This window comes from Streptomonospora litoralis, from assembly GCF_004323735.1.
Taxonomy (GTDB): Bacteria; Actinomycetota; Actinomycetes; order Streptosporangiales; family Streptosporangiaceae; genus Streptomonospora; species Streptomonospora litoralis.
In genome coordinates this window covers 137685-156508 of the sequence record NZ_CP036455.1, presented here as the reverse complement: position 1 = coordinate 156508, position 18824 = coordinate 137685, and the positions used below count along the sequence as shown (strand labels likewise).

Below are 18824 nucleotides of genomic sequence, written 5' to 3'. Positions count from 1 at the left end.
ATCGTCAGTCGGCCTCGACGATCATCTCCACCTCGACGGGGACGTCCAGCGGCAGCGCCGACACGCCGACGGCGCTGCGGGCGTGCGTACCGGCCTCGCCGAAGACCTCGCCGAGCAGTTCGCTGGCGCCGTTGACCACCTGCGGCTGCGCGGTGAACGAGGGATCGCTCGCCACGAACCCGACGACCTTGACCACGCGGCGCACCCGGGAGAGCTCACCCAATTCGGCCTTGACCGCGGCTACGGCGTTCAGTGCGCACACCGCCGCCAACTCCTTGGCCTGCTCCTCGCTGACGCCGGCGCCGACCTTGCCGGTGCCGGCGGGCTTGCCGCCCACCATCGGCACCTGGCCGGAGACGTAGACGTAGTCGCCCGTGCGCACCGCGGGCTGGTAAGCGGCCACCGGGGGCACCACCTCGGGCAGCGTCAGCCCCATCTGGGCCAGCCGCTCCTCGGGGGTGGCCATCACTCCTTCTCCCGTTTCATATAGGCGACCATCTGCTGGTTGCGCGGATCCCCGTCGACCGACGGGCCGGGGATGACCGAGACGAGGTCCCAGCCGTCCTCTCCCCAGTTGTCCAGGATCTGCTTCGTCGCGTGCGACAACAGCGGCACTGTCGCGTACTCCCACTTCGTCATAGCCGTCACCTTACTCACCGCAGCCCGCCGCGCAGGTCGGCGCCCGGGGGCCGCCGCGACGCGCCGCAGCAGGCGGGGCTGTGCACGGCGCCCGCCGCGGCCAGGGGGAACATAAACTCCGAGGAGTGAGTGCACGCGATCGCGACGGAGACGCCGTCCGGCTCCATGTCGTCACCGGCAAGGGAGGCACCGGCAAGACCACCGTGGCCTCCTCTCTCGCGCTGGCCCTGGCCGCCGGCGGGCGCACCGTACTGCTGGTCGAGGTCGAGGGGCGCCAGGGCGTCGCCCAGGTCTTCGGCTCCCGCCCACTGCCCTACGCGGAGCGTCCGATCGCCGAGGCGGCCGAAGGAGGGCGGGTCTGCGCGCTGGCGGCCGACGCCGAGGCGGCGCTGCTGGAGTACCTGGAGATGTTCTACGGGATGCGCCGGGCGGGCCAGGTGCTCACGCGCTTCGGAGCGGTCGACTTCGCCACGACGATCGCGCCGGGCATGCGCGACGTGCTGCTGACGGGCAAGGCCACCGAGGCCGTGCGGCGCCGCAGCGGCGACCGGCGGCGCGGCGGCCGCGAGGCGGGTGGCGGTCGCTACGTCTACGACGCGGTGGTGATGGACGCCCCGCCCACGGGCCGGATCGCGCAGTTCCTCAACGTCAACGCCGAGGTGGCGGGGCTGGCGCGGGTCGGGCCGATCCGCAACCACGCCGACAAGGTCATGGACACCATCCGCTCGGCGCAGACGGCGGTGCACTTCGTGACCGTCCTGGAGGAGATGCCGGCCCAGGAGACCCTCGACGGCATCGCGGAGATCCGGTCGGCCGGGCTGAACGTCGGCTCGCTGATCGTGAACATGGTGCGACCCCCGTTCTTCGCCGAGCCGGTGCTGCAGGCCGTGGCCGAGGGCTCCTTCGACACCGGGGCGCTGGTCCGCGGGCTCAAGGCCGCCGGCCTGGAGGACGCCGAGGACACCGCGCGCGGGCTGGCCGCCGAAGTCGGCGACCACGCGCTTCGGGTGGCGGGCGAGTCCGAGATCCGCGAGCGCCTGGCCGGCGTCGACCGGCCGCACCTGGAGCTGCCGCTGCTGGGCGCGGGTGTGGGCCCCGGCCAATTGCACGACCTGGCCGCCCGGCTGCGGGAGCAGGGCCTATGAGCGCGGGCACGGGCGGCGGAGCCGCGACCGCGGCCGCGCCGGGCTTCGACGTCGACGCGCTGCTCGCCGACCGCGACACGCGCATCATCGTGTGCTGCGGCTCCGGCGGCGTCGGCAAGACGACCACCGCCGCGGCGCTGGGGGTGCGTGCCGCCGAGCACGGCCGCGACTCCGTGGTGATCACCGTCGACCCCGCGCGCCGGCTCGCGCAGTCGATGGGGCTGCGGGAACTGGACAATACCCCGCGTCCGGTGGAGCTGACCGGAATCGGCGACGCGGTGTTCCCGGGCACCCTGCACGCGATGATGCTGGACATGAAGCGCACCTTCGACGAGATCGTAGAAGCCCATGCCGATCCCGAGCGCGCGCGGCAGATCCTGGCCAACCCCTTCTACCAGTCGCTGTCCTCCAGCTTCTCCGGCACGCAGGAGTACATGGCGATGGAGAAGCTGGGGCAGCTGCGCGAGTCCGGCGACTGGGACCTGATCATCGTCGACACCCCGCCGAGCCGGTCGGCGCTGGATTTCCTGGACGCGCCCGAGCGTCTGGGCCGCTTCCTCGACAGCAGGCTCATCCGGATCCTGGGCGCACCCCCCGCCACCGGCGCGTTCAAGATGCTGGGTGCCGGATTCAGCATGGTCACCGGCATCATCGCCAAGGTCGTCGGCGCCCAGGTACTCAAGGACGTGCAGAGCTTCGTCTCGGCGTTCGACGCGGTCTTCGGCGGATTCCAGGAGCGCGCGGAGCGCACCTACCGGCTGCTGCAGGCGCGCGGCACCGGTTTCGTGGTGGTGGCCGCACCGGAGGACGACGCCCTGCGCGAGGCGGCGTACTTCGTCGAGCGGCTGCGCAAGGACCGCATGCCCCTCGCCGGCATCGTGCTAAACCGGGTGCACCGCACCGCGGCGCGAGACCTGTCGGGACCTGCGGCCGCTGCCGCCGCCGCGGAGCTGGACCGGCTCGGCGACCACGGACTCGCCGCGGCGGCCCTGCGCCTGCACGCCGAGGCGGCGCGCGTGCAGGAGCGCGAGCAGCGGCTGATGGAGCGGCTGGCGGCGGCGCATCCCGGCGTACCTGCGACAGAGGTTCCGGCCCGGCCCGACGACGTGCACGATCTGGCCGGTCTCGCCGAGATCGGACGCGCACTCGGGGATTAGCCGCCCCCCGGACCGGGCAGCGGGACTTTGCCGCCGTGCGGTTGCGGGTCCGCGCCGTACGGCGGTATCCCACGAACCGCGCGCCGACCGGTGTGGGTCGGCGCAGGAGCCGTGCCGACGGGTCGGTGTGCGAAGGGGGCGACTCTCCGTTGCCGGAAACACGCGACCGCCGCTATCCCGCCCGCCGAGCCGCCTACCCGGCCCGCACCGGGCGGTCGGACGCCTCGGTTTGCCGGTGGGCGGACTGCTCGCCGTACTCCCGGCGGGCGTTGTCGAGCAGCTCGGCCCACGAGGTGACATCGGGCCTGCGACGCAGCAGGGAGCGGCGCTCGCGTTCGGTCATCCCTCCCCAGACCCCGAACTCGATGCGGTTGTCCAGCGCGTCGGCCAAGCACTCGGTGCGCACCGGGCAGCCCCGGCAGATGAGCTTCGCCCGGTTCTGGGCGGCTCCCTGCACGAAGAGCGCGTCGGGGTCGGTCTCGCGGCATAGGCCGTGCGCGGCCCAGCCCGGCATCCACATGTGTCCCACTCCCAAGTTCAGCATGTGTTCTCGTCGGGGAGCCGGCGGGCGCGGTCGCCGGCTCGGATGCAACGGAGGCGGAGTGCGCGGAAGGATGCGCAACGGCCGCGGGGGGTGGGGGCGACCCGGTCGCGGAGCGCATCGGACTCGGAGCCCTGCGTGTCCTCGCGATCGCTGGAGACAACCTACGGTTCGTGCGCGCAGGCCACCAGGCCCCGTGCGGCCCATCTCGGATCTAGTCCGGGCGAGCCATTGCGCGCGGCGGGCTTCCTTCGGATTCGCCATTCCGGACAGCCCCGTCTCAGGTTCCGAGAGCTCGTCATTGCCTCCACAATGGAGAACGGTCATGATGTCGCGGGTGTGCGGATCGTCCGAATCTCCGGGCGCCCGCGGCGGCTCTGACCGCGGTTCGCACGTAGTCTTAGGGGGTGGGTCAGGGGACAATGCTGCAGAAAATCGGTCAACTGCTCGGGGTCGGTATCGTCGCCGGTGTGCTCGTGGCGGCGCTCGCGCTGCCTGCCGTCGGAGGGCTCGGGATCACCGCGCGCAACGTCGCCACCGGGTTTCTGAACATGCCCAGCGAGCTGGAGACCCCGCCTCCCCCTGAACGCTCGGTCATCTACAGCCGCGACGGCGAGGTCATCGCCGAGATCTACGACCAGAACCGCGAGGTCGTGGCGCTGGACAAGATGGCGCCGGTGATGCGCGAAGCCATCATCGCCATCGAGGACTCCGCCTTCTATCAGCACGGCGGCATCGACATCGCCGGCACCTTCCGCGCCGCCATCCGCACGATCAGCGGCAACGTCGAGGGCGGCTCCTCCATCACCCAGCAGTACGTGAAGAACGTCCTCGTCGAGAGCGCGGACAGCCAGGCCGAGCAGGAGGAGGCCCGCGAGACCACCCTCGGCCGCAAGGTCCGCGAACTGCGCTACGCGGTCGCCCTTGAGCAGCGGATGTCCAAGAAGGAGATCCTGGAGGGCTACCTGAACATCGCCTACTTCGGCGACGGCGCCTACGGGACCGAATCCGCGGCGCAGCACTACTTCGGCATCAGCGCCGAAGAGCTGAACCTGCAGCAGGCCGCCATGCTCGCCGGCACGGTGCGCTACCCCCACCTCTACAACCCCCGCCTCAACCCCGAGGCAGCCAAGAACCGGCGCGACGTGGTGCTGGACCGCATGGCCGCCACCGGCAAGATCACCAAGGCGGAGGCGAAAGAGGCCAAGGCCACTGAGCTCAACCTGGACGTGAGCAACCCGAGCAACGGCTGCATGCCCAGCGACCAGCCGTTCTTCTGCGACTACGTGGTCCAGCAGATCGAGCAGAACAAGCGCTACGGCGAGACCGAAACCGAGCGCGCCCGCTGGCTGCGCACGGCCGGCCTGCAGATCCACACCACGCTCGACCTCGACATGCAGCAGGCCGCGCAGAAGGCTGTCGACGAGTGGGTGCCGCGCAAGAACAAGTCCAAGAAGGTCGCCGCCGAGGTGCTGGTGCAGCCGGGCACCGGCCGCATCCGGGCGATGGCGCAGAGCCGCAACTACGGCCCGGACGAGTCCCAGCTCGGCATGACCTCGATCAACTTCGCCGTCGACGTCGGCGACGGCGGGAGCACCGGCTTCCAGTCGGGGTCGACGTTCAAGCCCTTCACCCTCGCCGCGGCGCTGAAGCAGGGCAAGGAGTTCAGCACCTCCTACAGCACCGGCAACACCACCACCATCACCGGACAGCGCAACTGCGACGGCGAGCGGCTGGCCGACTGGACCGTCAGCAACGCCGGCGACACCGAGGGCGGCAGCACCAACAACATGGTCAGCGGCACCAAGGGCTCGGTGAACACCTACTTCGCGAGCCTGCAGGCCGACGTGGGGCTGTGCAACGTCATCGAGATGGCCGACACGCTGGGCATGCACCGTGCCGACGGCACCTCGTTCTTCAACGAGCGGACCCAGGCCAACAACTCCTTCACCCTGGGCAGTGAGGAGGTCTCGCCGCTCAACCTGGCGGGCGCCTACGCCACGTTCGCCTCCCGCGGCAAGCACTGCCAGCCGCAGGCGATCACCAAGATCGTGGATGAGCACGCGGGCGAGACCATCGACATCAAGCCCGAGTGCGAGCGCGTCATCAGCAAGGACGTCGCCGACGGGGTGAGCCACCTGCTGCAGCAGACCTTCGACGACGGCACGACGGACGGGCTGGAGATCGGGCGGCCGGCGGCGGCCAAGACCGGCACCACCGACAACTCGGCGAGCGCGTGGTTCGCCGGCTACACGCCCAACCTCGCGGGCACGGTGTTCGTCGGGGACCCGCGCGGCCCGCAGAACCACCCGCTGCGCAACGTCACCATCGGCGGCGAGTACTACTCCTACGTCTACGGCGCCACGATCCCAGGTCCCATCTGGCAGCAGACCATGATGGAGGCGACCGAGGAGCTCGACTCCGAGGACTTCCCGTCGGCGCCTTCGCAGTTCGGCAGCACCTCCGGGCCGCCGCCCGCCGAGGAGCAGAACGCCGAGGAGGCGGCCGCCACCGGCGAGGCCGGCGTACCCGACGTCCTCGGGATGTCGCGCGACCAGGCCATCAGCCAACTGGAGGCGGCCGGTTTCCAGCCCAACGTCTCCTCCACTCAGGTGCGCTCCGAACAGCCGACCGACACCGTCGGCGCGGTGAACCCGCAGCCCGGCACCGGCCTGCCCGAGGGGGCCACCGTCAACGTGTTCCTCAGCAACGGCGGCGCCGGAGGCGGCAACGGCGAAGGCGGGAACGGGGGAGACGGCGGCACCGGCGACCAAGGGAACGGCGGCGGTTTCGGCGACTGGCCCGAATGGGATCTGGGCTCCCCGGGCCGCTCCGAGGACGACTGACGGCCGCGAGGCTGTGCAGCGGTGAACGCCGCGAGGGGCGGCGGGCGATCGAATCGCCCGCCGCCCCTCGCGTGTCGGCGTCGGCCCGCGTCCCACGGCCATCGGTGCGGCCGGGCGGCCGCGCCTATGCCGTGAGCTGGCGCTTCACCTCGGCTGCGATGCGACTGCCGTCGGCGCGGCCGCCCGCGCGGGGAGTGACCTGCTTCATCACCTGGCCCATGGCCTTGGGGCCCTCGGCGCCGGTCTCGTCGATGACGGCGGCCACGAGGTCGCGCAGTTCGTCGTCGCTCAGCGGCGCGGGCAGGTAGTCGGCGAGCACGTCGCCCTCGGCACGCTCGGCGGCGGCCTGCTCGGCGCGCCCGTTGCCCTCGAACGCCTCGGCGGCCTCGCGGCGCTTCTTGGCCTCGCGCGTGATCAGCCGGACCACGTCCTCGTCGCGGAGTTCGCGCGCCGCCTCGCCCGAGACCTCCTCGTTGGAGATGGCGGTCAGCACGCTGCGCAGCGTCCGCGTGCGGACGTCGTCGCGCGCCTTCATCGCGGTGGTGAGGTCGGTTTGCAGGCGGTCCTTGAGTTCGGCCATGGCAGCGATCATACGGCGGCGCGCTCGCGCGCCGCGAGCGCATTACCCGCCGCGCTGCCGAGGCGGATGGCCCGGCCCCTGACCGTGGCCCGATTTTTCGGTCATCCGCTGTGCGGGCGCATCAGGTCCGGATGTCTGACACCATCGGAATCGGGAGGTGCGGTTACGGTGACGACATTGCCGAAGACGCTGCGGACGGCAGGCCGGGCTGCCGCGATCACGGGGGCCGTCGGGCTGGCGGGGATCGCCTACGCGTCGATCGTCGAGCGCAACTGGTTTCGGCTGCGCCGTTACGAACTCCCGCTGCTCGACCCGGGGAGCCCTCGGCTACGGGTGCTGCACATCTCCGACACCCACCTGACGCCGCGCCGGCGCATGCTGCTGGATTGGCTGCGCGGGCTCGACGCGTACGACCCCGACTTCGTGGTGAACACCGGCGACTCCATCGCCCACCCCGACGCCGTCGAGCCGCTCGTCTCGGCCCTGGGGCCGCTGCTCGACCGCCCCGGCGCGTTCGTCTACGGATCCAACGACCTGTACTCGCCGCAGATCAAGAACCCGGCCCGCTACCTGTGGCGCAGCAGCGGCGAAGACTACGCCAAGCGCAAGGTCCCCGATCTGCCCTGGCGTGAACTGGGCGCCGCGATGAGTGCCCGCGGGTGGTTGGACTTGAACAACCGCAAGGGCCGCCTGAAGGCGGACCGGCGCGACATCGCAGTGGCGGGTGTCAGTGACTCCCACATCGGCCTGGACCGCTACGACGCCGTGGAAGGGACCGCCGACACAGGCACCGATCTGCGGGTCGGCGTCCTGCACTCCCCCGAGCCCGCCAACCTCAACCGCTTCGCCGCCGACGGCTACCAACTGCTGCTGGCCGGCCACACCCACGGCGGACAGCTCTGCCTGCCCTTCTACGGAACCGTGGTCACCAACTGCGGCATCGACCGCCGGCGGGCCTGGGGCCTGCACCGCTATGCCGGCACCTGGCTGCACGTCTCCGGAGGTCTGGGCACCTCGCCCACGGCGCCGGCCCGCTTCTGCTGCCGACCGGAGGCCACCCTGCTGGATCTCGTGGCACAGGACTGACCCCCGGCCGCCCCCGCCGCAGCCAAGGGCTCGGGTGGGCGATCATAGAGGCATGTACGCGGAGCGCAGTGCCGCCTGCGGCGGGGTCGTATGGTCGGCCGCCGCGGCCACCGCAGCCGCCGGGGAGTGCCACCGGGTCGTCCCGGACGGGTGCATGGACCTGATCTGGGACGGGGAGCGCGTGCTGCTCGCGGGCCCCGACACCCGGGCGCACTTCGCCGACTGGGCGCCGGGGCGCGTGTTCGCGGGGGTACGGCTGCCTGTGGGGGTCGGACCGGCGGTGGCGGGCGCCCCGGCCCGCGCTTTGCGCGATCTGCGGGTGCCGCTGGAGGACGTGTGGCCCGCCGCAGAGGCGCGCCGACTGGCTGCGCAGGCCGCGGCGGCGCCCGACGCGGGGGCGCCGCTGGAGCGTGCGGCGGGCCGCCGACTCCAGGACGGTCCCGGCGCCGACCCGCTGATGGCGCGGGTCGCCGTCCTGCTGGACCGAAACACCGCGGTGTCGCAGGTCGCGCGGGAGACCGGCCTGGGTGAGCGCGGCCTGCACCGCAGGAGCCTGGCGGCCTTCGGCTACGGGCCCAAGACGCTCGGGCGCATCCTGCGCCTGGACCGGGCGCTGGCGGCCGCGCGGGAGGGCACGCCCTTCGCCGAGGTCGCCGCCCTCGCCGGGTACGCCGACCAGGCCCACCTCTCCCGCGAGGCGAAGCAGCTGGCCGGCGCCCCGTTGAGCGTGCTCACCGCTCACGCCGGCGACGCGAACAGGTCGACCCAGTTGCCGTCGGGATCGAGCACGATCGCGTAGCGCTGGCCCCACACGGCGTTCCAGGGCTCGTGCCGACCGGTGTATCCGGCCGCGAGCAGATCGGCGTAGAGGCGGTCGACGCCGTCGGGGCCGTCGCAGGCGAAGGCGAGCGTGACACCGCTACCGGGTGCCGGCTCCCATTCGGGGGCGAAGGACCGCACGGTCTCGACGGTGTCCCACATGATCCGCAGGCCGCCGGAGACCTCGACCTCGACGTGCGCGAGTGTGTCGGATTCAGCCGGGATGTCCAGACCGAGGCGGCGGTAGAACGCCAGCGACTCGCCCATGTCTGCCGCGACGATTCCGACCGCGCTGAATGCTGCTGCTGTCATGCGACCGAGGCTAGAACTCAGGCGGGCGCCCGGTCTTGAACGTTTCGGACGTGAGCGGCGCGCTTGACGGGTCCCGGCTCAGCGCGGGCGGACACCGTCCATCACGGTGGCCACGAGGTCGTCGACCAGCGCGGGCGGCACCTCGGCGGGCCGGGCGTCGGCCGGGAGCGAGGGCAGCGGCGGCAGCACGAGTTCGTGGCAGGTGCCCACCAGCATGGTCGCGACGGCGTCGGGGCGAGCCCCGGCCGCGACCCGGCCCAGCCGCTGCTCGCTGCGCAGGTAGTCGGCGAGGGCGGCGCGCAGACCCGCGCCGCCCTCCATCGGGTTGGGCAGGGTACTGAAGCGCTCCAGCACCTTGGGCCGGGAGGCCACTCCGGCGAAGGCGGGCAGGATGGCGGTGTGCACGCTGATGCCGTAGCGCAGGATCTCGCGCAGGTTCTCCTCGACCGACGCCGTGCCGGCGGGGGGCATCGACCCTGCGGCGCGCGCAGCGTTACGCACGTGGGCGTGCAGCGCCTCGGCGAGCAGCTCCTCCTTGTCGGCGAAGTGGTTGTAGAGCACGCCCGCGGCGACACGGGCCTCGCGCGCAATGTCACGCACCGTGACCGCCGCCGCGCCGTGCTCGGACAGCAACCGCTCGGCGGCGGCCACCAGGTGCTCGCGCAGGGTGCGGTCGCTCTCCTCATCGCGCAGGGCGGCGGCTCTTCTGGGTGACATCACTGCGTATCGTAACGGGCCCGCCCGCCGCCGCGCCGCGGCGGGAGCCGGAGCTCGAACCCCTGCTCCGCCACGGCGCCACAGCCGACGCCGCCCACCCGGATGCACGCGGACGCGTACCAGCTCCTTTCGCTTCGCCGGACAGTCACGGGCGCACGGCGGTCGCCAGCCAGGCGGCCCCGCGCAGGGCGACCGCGCCGGGGCGGGCGAAGGGGCGCATGGCCTCCACGGCGGCCTCTCGGGCGCGTCCGGCGGCGGCCGGGTCGGCGCCGTCGAGCAGATGGCGCACGGGTGCCCAGTCGCAGAGGAACGCGGCCGCGTCAGCGGGGTCGGCGCCCCACACCTGCTCCGCCTCGACCGGTGTGACCGCGGTGTCGGTGAACCCGGCGGAGTCCAGCAGCTCGCGGAGCCGGTCGGGTTCGGCGAGCGAGACGGCACCGGCGACGGGCGCCCGAGCGGCTTCCGAGGGCAGGTGGGCCGCCATCGCGGCGAAGACGTCGCCGAGGTCGTTGCTGCTCATGCCGCGCAGGGTCAGAAACGCCAGGCGGCCGCCGGGGCGCAGGGCGCTGGCGATGTTGGCGAAGGCCGCCTCGGGGTCGGCGAAGAACATCACCCCGAAGCGGCTGAGCGCGGCGTCGAAATTCGCGCCGGGGAAGGGGTGCACCTGCGCGTCGCCCGGCTCGAAGGAGACGTTGGCGATGCCCTCCTCGGCGGCCGCGGCCCGCGCGCGGGCGAGCATGGGCGCGGACAGGTCCACGCCGAGCGCGCTGCCCTGGCCGGCGCGGCGTGCGGCCGAACGCGTGACCTGGCCGTTGCCGCAGCCGATGTCGAGCACCCTGTCGCGGGGACCGATGGCGGCCGCGGAGAACAGGTGCTCGTTGAACCCGCTGTTGACCGCGTCGTAGCGGGGGTGGTTGTCGGCCCAGTGGTCGCCTTCGTAGCCGTTCCAGGCTTCGGCCTGGGAGGTGTTGGCGATGCCGTGCATGGTGTGCTCCCGAATCACTCGACGCCATTATGAACTTGCGTTCATGAACACGTGATCATAATGGAGGCGCAGTTCGGCGCCGTCAAGCCCGCTCGAGTAACCGCGGTCGGCTCCTGACGCGGAAACGGCCCCGCGCAGCCGGAGGGCGAATCCCCGTCGCTGCGGGCCGAGAGCCCGCTGGGGATGCACCTTCCGACCGCACGGGGCCTGACTCGTGCGGACGACGGAGGGTCAGCGCCCGCCCGGTGACAGCCGCGCCGTGGCGCCGCGCGCCTTGCGGTTCGCGGACTTGCCGGCGCGCGACGCCGACTTGCGGGCGTCGTGGACCGCGTGGCGGGCGTCGTGGACCACCTTGGGCGGACGCCTCCGCGGTTCCGTGGCCGTCAGCACCAGCGCGCCGAGCAGACCGATGTCCTTGACCGCGGAGTCGCGCCCGGCCGAGTCCGCGATCTTGCCCTGCGACGCGGCGAGCAGCGACGGCACCGCCTGGGCCGCCATAACCGCGCTGGCCACGCGGGTGCCCTTGCCGAGCAGCAGCATGGTCCCCGCACCGGCGCCCGCGACGGCCTGGGCCCGCACAAGCAGCACCGGGTTGTCCGGGATCCACGGGTAGTAGGCGTGGATTCGGCTCACCATGGGCGCGAGCGCCTCGGCCCGCGGGTGCGGATCGCGCAGGGTCTCCACCGAGTCGACGATGAACGGGGCTGCGAGCAGGCGTTGAAGCTGTTTGCGTAGGACTCCCATGCTGTCCCGTATACCCGGGAGCACCCCGAGCACCCTAAGAATCCCGGCGGCGCGCCGACATTTTGCCGATTTGCCGGTACTTCGCGCTCTCGGCAGGCCGCGCGGGGGCCGCGGTCGCCGGTGCGCCGGTGCGCCGGTCGCGGGCCGAACTCGTCGTCGGATTTCCGCCAGCACCGGCCGGGGCCGCACGGCGAGGATCGAAGGCATGGAACTCAACCTGAAAGACAAGGTCGCCGTCGTCAGCGGAGCGAGCAAGGGCATCGGCCTCGCCGTCGTCCAGGAGCTGACCCGGTACGGGGCCCGCGTGGTCGCCGGCAGCCGGACCACCACCCCGGAGCTGGCCGAGTTGCGGGAGTCGGGCGCGGCGGTCGTCAACACCGATCTCACCGGCGCCGAGGGGCCCGACCGGCTCGTCGAGTCGGCGGTCGACCTGCACGGCGGCGTCGACATCCTGATCAACAACGTGGGCGGGAGCGAACCGGCGACCCGCTTCGTCGACACCACCGACGACGCCTGGCAGCGGATCTTCGACCTCAACCTGTTCTCGGTCATGCGCACCACGCGCGCCGCGATCCCCGCCATGACCGACCGCGAGAGCGCCGCGATCGTCAATATCAGCAGCGTCAACGCCCGCATCCCCGCACCGATGATCGTGCACTACAGCGCGGCCAAGGCGGCCCTGACGAACATGGGCCGCTCCCTGGCCGAGGAACTCGCGCCCAGCGGCATCCGCGTCAACACGGTCTCGCCGGGGCCGGTGCGTACGCCGCTGTGGACGGCCGAAGGGGACGGTTTCGCGAACTTCTTCGCCTCGCAGATGAACACCACCGTCGAGGACGTGATGGACCGCTGGCTGCCGGAGGCCATGGGGATCTCGCTGGGGCGGGTCGCCGAGGCGCACCAGGTCGCCGACCTGGCCCTCTTCCTGGCATCGGAGCGCGCCGCCGCCATCACCGGCGCCGACTACCGGATCGACGGCGGCCAGGTGAAGACCGCCTGACCGGCCGACCGGCCGATCCGCACGGCGGCGAAGTCGGGCGGGCCGGACGGGCCGGACGGGCAGGTGTGGGTTGGTACCGGGCCGCCGCGATGCGCGCGGCCCGGTCACCCGTGTCACGGCATCGCACTCACCGAGGGCGGCGAGAGGCCGGCGGGCGGCAGGCGCGCGACGGGACGGGAGTCGGCCCGCCGACCACTACCCGCCCTCCTCGCCGCCGTCCGACGTCTCGTCCTCACCGCCGTCCGCGTGCCGCTGGATCTGCTCCAGCAGCGCAGAGGAGCCCTGCAGATTTCGCATCAGGTCGTTGAGCGTCATCAGAGCGAGCCCCTGCTGCGGATCGCCGAGCACCAGCAGCTTGTCGCCGGCCCCGATGCCGAGATCGCGCCGGGCCTTGGCCGGGATCACGATCTGGCCGCGCTCGCTCACCGTGACGGCGCCGTAGAAACCCCGGCCTCCGGGGCCGTAGAAGGGTTCGCCCTCGCCAGAAGCCATCGAGCCACCTACTCCGCATCCACAACGTGCACGATATACACGGTATATCTGCTGCCCTGGGGTTCAGGAGAACCGGTGGCTCCACTCCGCCGGCTCGGTGACGCGCGGCCGCGGAGACCGCTCGGCGAAGACCGCTAGGGTCGGGGGCATGCAGGTTCCCTCCGACGACGAGATCCGCGCCTTGCACGCCAAGCACGCCCCGACTCCGGAGGCGTTCGACCGGGTTTACACCCACTGCGTGATCGTGGCCGACATAGCGGGCCGCCTGCTCGCCGACAGCAACTCCGCCGCCGACCCCGCCCTGGTACGGGCCGGAAGCCTGCTGCACGACATCGGCGTCTACCGGCTCTACAACGCCGCGGGCACGCTCGACCACGCGCACTACATCCGCCACGGCGTACTGGGACGCGAGGTCCTCACCGAGGAAGGGCTGCCCGAGGCCCTGTGCCGGTTCTGCTCCTGCCACACCGGTGTGGGCATCACCCGGGAGGACGTCCGCACCCAGGACCTGCCCATCCCCGAAGCCGACTATCTGGCGGAATCGGAGGAGGAGCAGCTGGTGATGTTCGCCGACAAGTTCCACTCCAAGTCCGAACCGTCACGCCTGGTCTCTGCCCCCACGGCCGCCGACCGCCTGCGCCGCTTCGGCGAAGAGAAGGAACTGCTGTTCAAGACGCTGCTCGACCGGTACGGCGAGCCCGACCTGCGCCCCTTCCAGGAGCGCTACGGGCACGTGCTGGTCTAGCGGGCGCGTCCGCGCCCCCGCGCGCCGAGCCGTCGCAGCGGGCCCTTCGCCGCTGCCCGGACGCGCGACCGCGCGCCGCACTCCCAAGTATTGAACTAATCGTTCCAAAACACTAGGGTGCAGGCATGGCGCGACCGCGGACATTCGAAGAGGAGCAGGCCCTCGACGCGGCGATGCACACATTCTGGGTCAACGGCTACGAGGCCACCTCGACCCAGGATCTGTGCGAAGCCACCGGCTTGGGCCGCAGCACCATCTACAACACCTTCACCAGCAAGCACGACCTGTTCATCCGCGCGCTGACACGCTATGCCGAGTCGAAGACGGCCACCCAGCGATCCGCCCTGGAGGACGAGTCCCTGCCGCCCCTGGAGCGACTGCGGCAGCTGTTCGGACTGATCCTCGAAGACGAGGCCGCATACCGGCGCGACGGGCGCGGCATCGGCTGCCTAGTGGTCAACTCCACACTGGAGCTGGCCGGCCGCAACCGGGATGCCACAGCCGTACTCGAAGCCGACCTGCAGCGCCGCGTGGATTCGCTGCGCACGGTGATCGCTCTCGGTCAGGCGGAGGGCTCCGTTACCGCGTCGCGCGACGCCGAGGCGCTCGCCCACTTCGTCAGCTCCGTTATCGGCGGCATCCGGGTCTCCGGCCGCGCAGGGACGGATCACGCCGTCCTGGAGTCCATAGCCGCGACGGCTTTGGACGCCCTGACCGCCTGAGCCGAGAGGTCGGCCGGTCGACCGAAGCGAGGACACATGTGTGCCTTCGCCGCCGCCATGCTCGCATTTTGAACCGATCAGTCCAAAACCAGAAAGCAGGAAACCCGTGCCTAGATCCGTCGCCATCATGGCGCTCGGCGTTTTCGCGATGGTCACCAGCGAGTTCCTCGTCGCCGGCCTGATGCCGCAACTGGCCGCCGGACTCGGGGTGACCATCCCCCAGATCGGCTACCTCATCACCGCCTTCGCCGCGGCGATGGCCGTCGGCGGTCCCGTGCTCACTGTTGCGCTACTGCGGATTCCCCCGAAACGGGCACTGATGATCCTCTTCGGCGTCTTCCTCGCCGGCAACCTCATGGCCGCGCTCAGTCCCGGCTACGGCGTGATGCTGGCGGCCCGCATCGTCACCGGAGCCGCAGCCCAGGCCTTCATCGGAACCTCCCTGTCGCTCGCCGCGCGTCTCACCGGCCCCGAGCAGCGGGCTCGCGCCGCGGCCGTGGTGATGACCGGCCTCATGACGGGGACGTTGCTCGGCCTGCCTCTGGCCACCTGGGTCGGCGGGCTGTGGGGCTGGCGGGCGGCATTCTGGGGAGTCGCGCTACTCACCCTCGGCGCCGTCGCGGTGACCGCGGCCGGAGTCCCGAGCCTGGAGCGCGCCGAACACAGCGGAGGCCTCCGCGGCGAGCTGACCGCTTTCGCCAACCGCCGGCTCTGGCTCGCGCTGTCGACCTCCACGCTGATCATCGGCGCCACATTCGCGGCATTCAGCTACTTCAACCCGATCCTCACCCGGCTCAGCGGATTCAGCGTGGACTCGGTCCCCCTCCTCCTGGTGGCCTACGGCGCGGCGACCCTGGTGGGCAACTACGCGGTCGGCCGCCTGGCCGACCGCCACACCATTACGACGCTGAGCGCGGGGCTGATGCTGAACGCGGTTTTCCTCACCGGCTTCGCATTGCTGGCGCAGAGCCAGGTGTGGGCGGTCGCGGCGATGATGGGCATCGGGCTGGTGGGCGTCACGATGAATCCCGCCATGATCACCCGCGTCCAGCGGGCCGCCAACGCAGGACCCCTGGTCAACACGGTGCACGCGTCGTTCATCACCCTGGGCGTGATCATCGGCTCCTCAGGAGGCGGCCTCGCCCTCGCGGCAACCGACCTGCGCGGCCCGCTCTGGTTCGGGGTGGTCCTGGCCCTCATCGGCCTCGCCACCCTGCTCCCCGAAGTTCGCCACCTGCGCCCGCGCCACGAGACGACTGCCCCCGTATCCCCAGTCCCCGAGCCCGAGGAGACCGAACGCCGCCTCCCGCAGACCTGACCCACCCACGCCGCGGCTGCGGTCCACCGGCGGCCGCCCGGACGGGCCGCGCCGGCCCAACGTCGACTAAGCCGTGTTCACGAACGCCGGTCTGCTGTGGCCTTGTTGTGGGCCTTTTGGTCTCCGGGGTGTCGGGCGGACTCGGCTGGAAAGCGGCAGCGGGGCCGGGCCCGCGCCCATCGGGCCGGATGCCCGCCGGTGGCGCAGCCGACGGGGCGGCGAGGAGGCCGGGGAGCCGGGAGGCGCTCGCGTGCCCGTTATGTCGCAGGGCGGCGCGGCGATCGTGGCCGTATGACGAAATCCAGCGGCGTTCATTGGAATTTTCGCCACGATCGCCGCGGCCGACTCCCGAACGTCGGACGTGGCGGGCGCGGGGCCTGGGAGGCGGCGCCGCAGTGTTCCGGCCGGGTCCGCGCGGGCAGGGGGCCGCGCGTACCCTCGAAGGGGCCGACTTTTGCGCAAGGACGCGGGCCTCGATGGACTCGGCCTGACTCCGCACAAGCTGCGGCACACCGCCGCGTCACTCGCCATCGCAGCCGGCGCGGACGTGAAGGTGGTTCAGCAGATGCTCGGCCACGCGACCGCGACCATGACGCTCGACACCTACGGCCATCTCTTCCCGGACCGCCTGGACGAGGTCGCCGACGCCATGGACGCCGGGCGGATGAAGGCCGCCGCCGCTCGCGCCAACGCGGCCCCAGCACGGCCAACCGCCCCGGAGCATGTGCGCCTGAGTCTGCACCGGCCCCTGAGCGCCCACAACCCCCGCACACACGAAAACGGGTGCCCACCTGCGTGGACACCCGTTTTTCCGTCGGGGTGGCGGGATTTGAACCCACGACCTCTTCGTGTGATCGGGGGTAGGTAGGGCCAGCGGCGGGGCGGATACACCGCTGGTCAGAGCACCCGTTGATGCCTACCGCTTCCCGGCGGTACCGGGGGTGTCCTGGCGCCGTGTGCATCAAATGTGCATCGGCTGACGCGAACCAGAGCAGGCGCGCCCCGACGGTGTGGTGTCCTGTCCTCATCGGCGCGCTGGCCCGTCCACGGTACTCCGCGCTTCCGGCAACCCAAGGCGCTCGGCATCCACGGCCCCGGTCCGAGGTGCTCGGTCGCGCTGGTGCCGGCCACCCGAGACAGACAGAGTCGCGCGACCGAGTGCCTCGGGACCCAGAACGTCATCAACCCGAGTTCAGCAACAGGCAACGGTTTGTCTGCGCGAAACGTCACCATAGTCATGGACGCCCGGAGGGCTTGGAGGGCAATCATGCGATGCGTCTACGAAGACCCGGCGGCGGCTGGGGGTGTGCTCGGGACCGGGCGCCAGCCCGCAGCCCGAGCACACCCCCAGCAAACCGCAGCGGCGGCGCAGTGCCGCCGCCTTGATTCCATACAGCCCAATTCGGCAACCAATATTAGCCCGCCCAACTAGTTTGGAATGGATAGTGTCGGAATCTCCTAATCCAACCGAACACGTACTTCGTCAACTAGTATTCCCGGCCCGCTATGAACAATTAATTGAATATGTCGGATCAGAATTGGCAAAGCTGGTCGTGGCGCCCCCCGAGTCCACTTCGAAGACGTTCGAGATCGCAGCGGAAAGCATCAAAGCACGCGGTGAAGGCCTGTTTATGCCCGTATTCGCCGCCTCTGGAACCGGAAAGACGACGCTCGCCCATAGCCTACGAACCTTCCACCCCCAACATTACACTGAGACTGTCGAACATTCAGGGAACGTCACCTTCGAGGCTCTAAAAACGAGGGTGCAGCATGCGACCCAGAACTTTCCAGCGAACGAAGATCGTGTTATTCCAGTAAATATCGACCACAGAGAAAGCAATCCAGCGGATAACGCCGAACTGGCCAATATCAAGAGGTTTTTGCGAGAGCCTACTCTGGGAAAAAGGGTCCTGATTCTTTGGCCAGAAACAGCAGAACCCCTAGCTTCTGAAATGGCTCGAGGTTACATAGAAATTGCTGGGAGATCTCCAGTAGCCATACCATCTGAAATCCAAGGTCCTTCTCCAGAGTCTTGGCCATCCATTGCCACTCACACCTTGGAGATGTCCAATAGTGTAGAATCCCTGGAGTTGCTCGGCGTCAACCCTGAAGACTATGCAGCCGAGGAGTACCGAAGTCTCGGCGATTACCTCCGTCACATATCCGATGACTTCACTAATCGTCGGGTTAGAATTCTCCAGGAAACACGCAAGCCCGTACGCCTTGTTGTCGTATTTGTGTCGGAGAGCCCCGACGCCGGTGTGCTGACACAGCTAACCAACAGCACCAGGTTTGGTCTTGTCGACGGCAATGCCTTGCTGGACGCCACCAAGTCGAGCGAAGTGGGTCGTTGGTGGAGAGATCATCGAGGGCTCTTAACCCAGATGATCGTCCAACTGGATGCCAGAACTTTCGGTCTTCCCCCCGCTGTTAGCATTCCCCTGCTTCGAAAATATTCTTCCACAGCCACAAAGGATCTTGAAGATCTCGGAATCAACTTTCCTGATAACTACTCAATCGCTAGAACCATCAGCAGAAGCGATATCGGGAAATATTTGAACGGCACAGTCACTCCTACATTTGAAACTCGCGGAACACCATCAACCGTATCCCTCCCAGCGTTTACGCTGCTATCGGAAAAGGGTTTCACTGCAGCTCGCGACAAGCCACTAAATCGAGCCATCCTCGCGGGAATAGAAACGTTTTTAGGATCCCAAGATATCGAGAGTAGTAATTTCCAAGCCGAAACCCAGTTGGACTTTACTCCACTACTCCCCGATGCTTCATTCTACCTCGAACAAGATGCCGTCTGCCTAGAATTTGCATGGCGAAAAGGCGACTTTTTGACCCCTAAAAATCGCGCGGACATTTCTGTGTACATTCTCACCAAACTCCGAAACTATGCTCGAGAACTCGGGCATATACAGAACTTCGATTAGCAACACCAGAAACGCTGGCTATAGAATCGACGCATCT

The 18824-nt window shown here is 69.9% G+C and carries 20 protein-coding genes; 11 read left to right on the top strand and 9 right to left on the bottom strand.

What is annotated here, in order from left to right; genetic code table 11:
• Positions 1-4: 4 nt before the first annotated feature.
• A complete protein-coding gene (locus EKD16_RS00730) occupies positions 5-466 on the bottom strand; it encodes a RidA family protein (protein WP_131096594.1) in 462 nt (153 codons plus the stop codon).
• Positions 466-639: a DUF4177 domain-containing protein gene (locus tag EKD16_RS00725; RefSeq protein ID WP_131096593.1), complete on the bottom strand. Its 174-nt coding sequence runs from the start codon at positions 637-639 to the stop codon at positions 466-468. Before EKD16_RS00725 ends, EKD16_RS00730 begins: the two co-directional genes overlap by 1 nt.
• Positions 640-764: 125 nt before the next feature.
• On the opposite strand from EKD16_RS00725, the gene EKD16_RS00720 reads away from it, so the two are divergent.
• Together EKD16_RS00720 and EKD16_RS00715 are read left to right on the top strand one after the other, a co-directional pair.
• On the top strand, positions 765-1784 hold the full coding sequence (locus EKD16_RS00720) for an ArsA-related P-loop ATPase (protein WP_131096592.1): 1020 nt from the start codon (positions 765-767) through the stop codon (positions 1782-1784).
• Positions 1781-2941 (top strand): ArsA family ATPase, encoded by a 1161-nt coding sequence (locus EKD16_RS00715; RefSeq protein WP_131096591.1) that lies wholly within the window; start codon positions 1781-1783, stop codon positions 2939-2941. Before EKD16_RS00720 ends, EKD16_RS00715 begins: the two co-directional genes overlap by 4 nt.
• A 193-nt stretch (positions 2942-3134) precedes the next feature.
• On the opposite strand, the gene EKD16_RS00710 is transcribed toward EKD16_RS00715, so the two are convergent.
• On the bottom strand, positions 3135-3461 hold the full coding sequence (locus EKD16_RS00710) for a WhiB family transcriptional regulator (RefSeq protein WP_131101856.1): 327 nt from the start codon (positions 3459-3461) through the stop codon (positions 3135-3137).
• A gap of 443 nt (positions 3462-3904) precedes the next feature.
• Here EKD16_RS00710 and EKD16_RS00705 point away from each other — a divergent pair, with 443 nt between their 5' ends.
• Positions 3905-6328 (top strand): penicillin-binding protein, encoded by a 2424-nt coding sequence (locus EKD16_RS00705; RefSeq protein WP_131101854.1) that lies wholly within the window; start codon positions 3905-3907, stop codon positions 6326-6328.
• Positions 6329-6452: 124 nt separating this feature from the next.
• Here EKD16_RS00705 and EKD16_RS00700 read toward each other — a convergent pair whose 3' ends face one another.
• Entirely contained in the window at positions 6453-6908 is a 456-nt protein-coding gene (locus tag EKD16_RS00700; protein WP_131096590.1) for a GatB/YqeY domain-containing protein, read from the bottom strand.
• Between the two features lie 168 nt (positions 6909-7076).
• On the opposite strand from EKD16_RS00700, the gene EKD16_RS00695 reads away from it, so the two are divergent.
• Entirely contained in the window at positions 7077-7994 is a 918-nt protein-coding gene (locus EKD16_RS00695; protein WP_242677171.1) for a metallophosphoesterase, read from the top strand.
• Between the two features lie 52 nt (positions 7995-8046).
• Complete coding sequence (locus tag EKD16_RS00690; protein ID WP_131096588.1) at positions 8047-8793, top strand: helix-turn-helix domain-containing protein; 747 nt, start codon at positions 8047-8049, stop codon at positions 8791-8793.
• Here the strand turns inward: EKD16_RS00690 and EKD16_RS00685 are convergent.
• The 4 genes from EKD16_RS00685 to EKD16_RS00670 form a co-directional block, all read right to left on the bottom strand.
• Positions 8733-9125, bottom strand: coding sequence for a VOC family protein (locus EKD16_RS00685; RefSeq protein ID WP_131096587.1), 393 nt, complete (start codon positions 9123-9125; stop codon positions 8733-8735). The genes EKD16_RS00690 and EKD16_RS00685 overlap by 61 nt on opposite strands.
• Positions 9126-9203: 78 nt before the next feature.
• Positions 9204-9842, bottom strand: a complete 639-nt coding sequence (locus EKD16_RS25640) for a TetR/AcrR family transcriptional regulator (RefSeq protein WP_131096586.1) — start codon at positions 9840-9842, stop codon at positions 9204-9206.
• A 145-nt stretch (positions 9843-9987) separates the two neighbouring features.
• A complete protein-coding gene (locus EKD16_RS00675) occupies positions 9988-10845 on the bottom strand; it encodes a class I SAM-dependent methyltransferase (protein ID WP_242677170.1) in 858 nt (285 codons plus the stop codon).
• Between the two features lie 213 nt (positions 10846-11058).
• Positions 11059-11571, bottom strand: a complete 513-nt coding sequence (locus tag EKD16_RS00670; protein WP_165498463.1) for a DoxX family membrane protein — start codon at positions 11569-11571, stop codon at positions 11059-11061.
• 205 nt (positions 11572-11776) lie between these two features.
• Here EKD16_RS00670 and EKD16_RS00665 point away from each other — a divergent pair, with 205 nt between their 5' ends.
• Complete coding sequence (locus tag EKD16_RS00665; protein ID WP_131096584.1) at positions 11777-12571, top strand: oxidoreductase; 795 nt, start codon at positions 11777-11779, stop codon at positions 12569-12571.
• 195 nt (positions 12572-12766) lie between these two features.
• Here EKD16_RS00665 and EKD16_RS00660 read toward each other — a convergent pair whose 3' ends face one another.
• A complete protein-coding gene (locus EKD16_RS00660; protein ID WP_131096583.1) occupies positions 12767-13063 on the bottom strand; it encodes an AbrB/MazE/SpoVT family DNA-binding domain-containing protein in 297 nt (98 codons plus the stop codon).
• Positions 13064-13211: 148 nt separating this feature from the next.
• Here EKD16_RS00660 and EKD16_RS00655 point away from each other — a divergent pair, with 148 nt between their 5' ends.
• The 5 genes from EKD16_RS00655 (at position 13212) to EKD16_RS00635 (ending at position 18787) form a co-directional block, all read left to right on the top strand.
• On the top strand, positions 13212-13808 hold the full coding sequence (locus EKD16_RS00655) for an HD domain-containing protein (RefSeq protein WP_131096582.1): 597 nt from the start codon (positions 13212-13214) through the stop codon (positions 13806-13808).
• A gap of 125 nt (positions 13809-13933) precedes the next feature.
• Positions 13934-14530, top strand: a complete 597-nt coding sequence (locus EKD16_RS00650; RefSeq protein ID WP_131096581.1) for a TetR/AcrR family transcriptional regulator — start codon at positions 13934-13936, stop codon at positions 14528-14530.
• Positions 14531-14636: 106 nt separating this feature from the next.
• A complete protein-coding gene (locus tag EKD16_RS00645) occupies positions 14637-15848 on the top strand; it encodes an MFS transporter (protein WP_131096580.1) in 1212 nt (403 codons plus the stop codon).
• 361 nt (positions 15849-16209) lie between these two features.
• Positions 16210-16716: a tyrosine-type recombinase/integrase gene (locus EKD16_RS26555; protein WP_394347299.1), complete on the top strand. Its 507-nt coding sequence runs from the start codon at positions 16210-16212 to the stop codon at positions 16714-16716.
• A 577-nt stretch (positions 16717-17293) separates the two neighbouring features.
• Positions 17294-18787, top strand: coding sequence for a hypothetical protein (locus EKD16_RS00635; RefSeq protein WP_131096579.1), 1494 nt, complete (start codon positions 17294-17296; stop codon positions 18785-18787).
• The last annotated feature ends 37 nt before the right edge of the window (positions 18788-18824 follow it).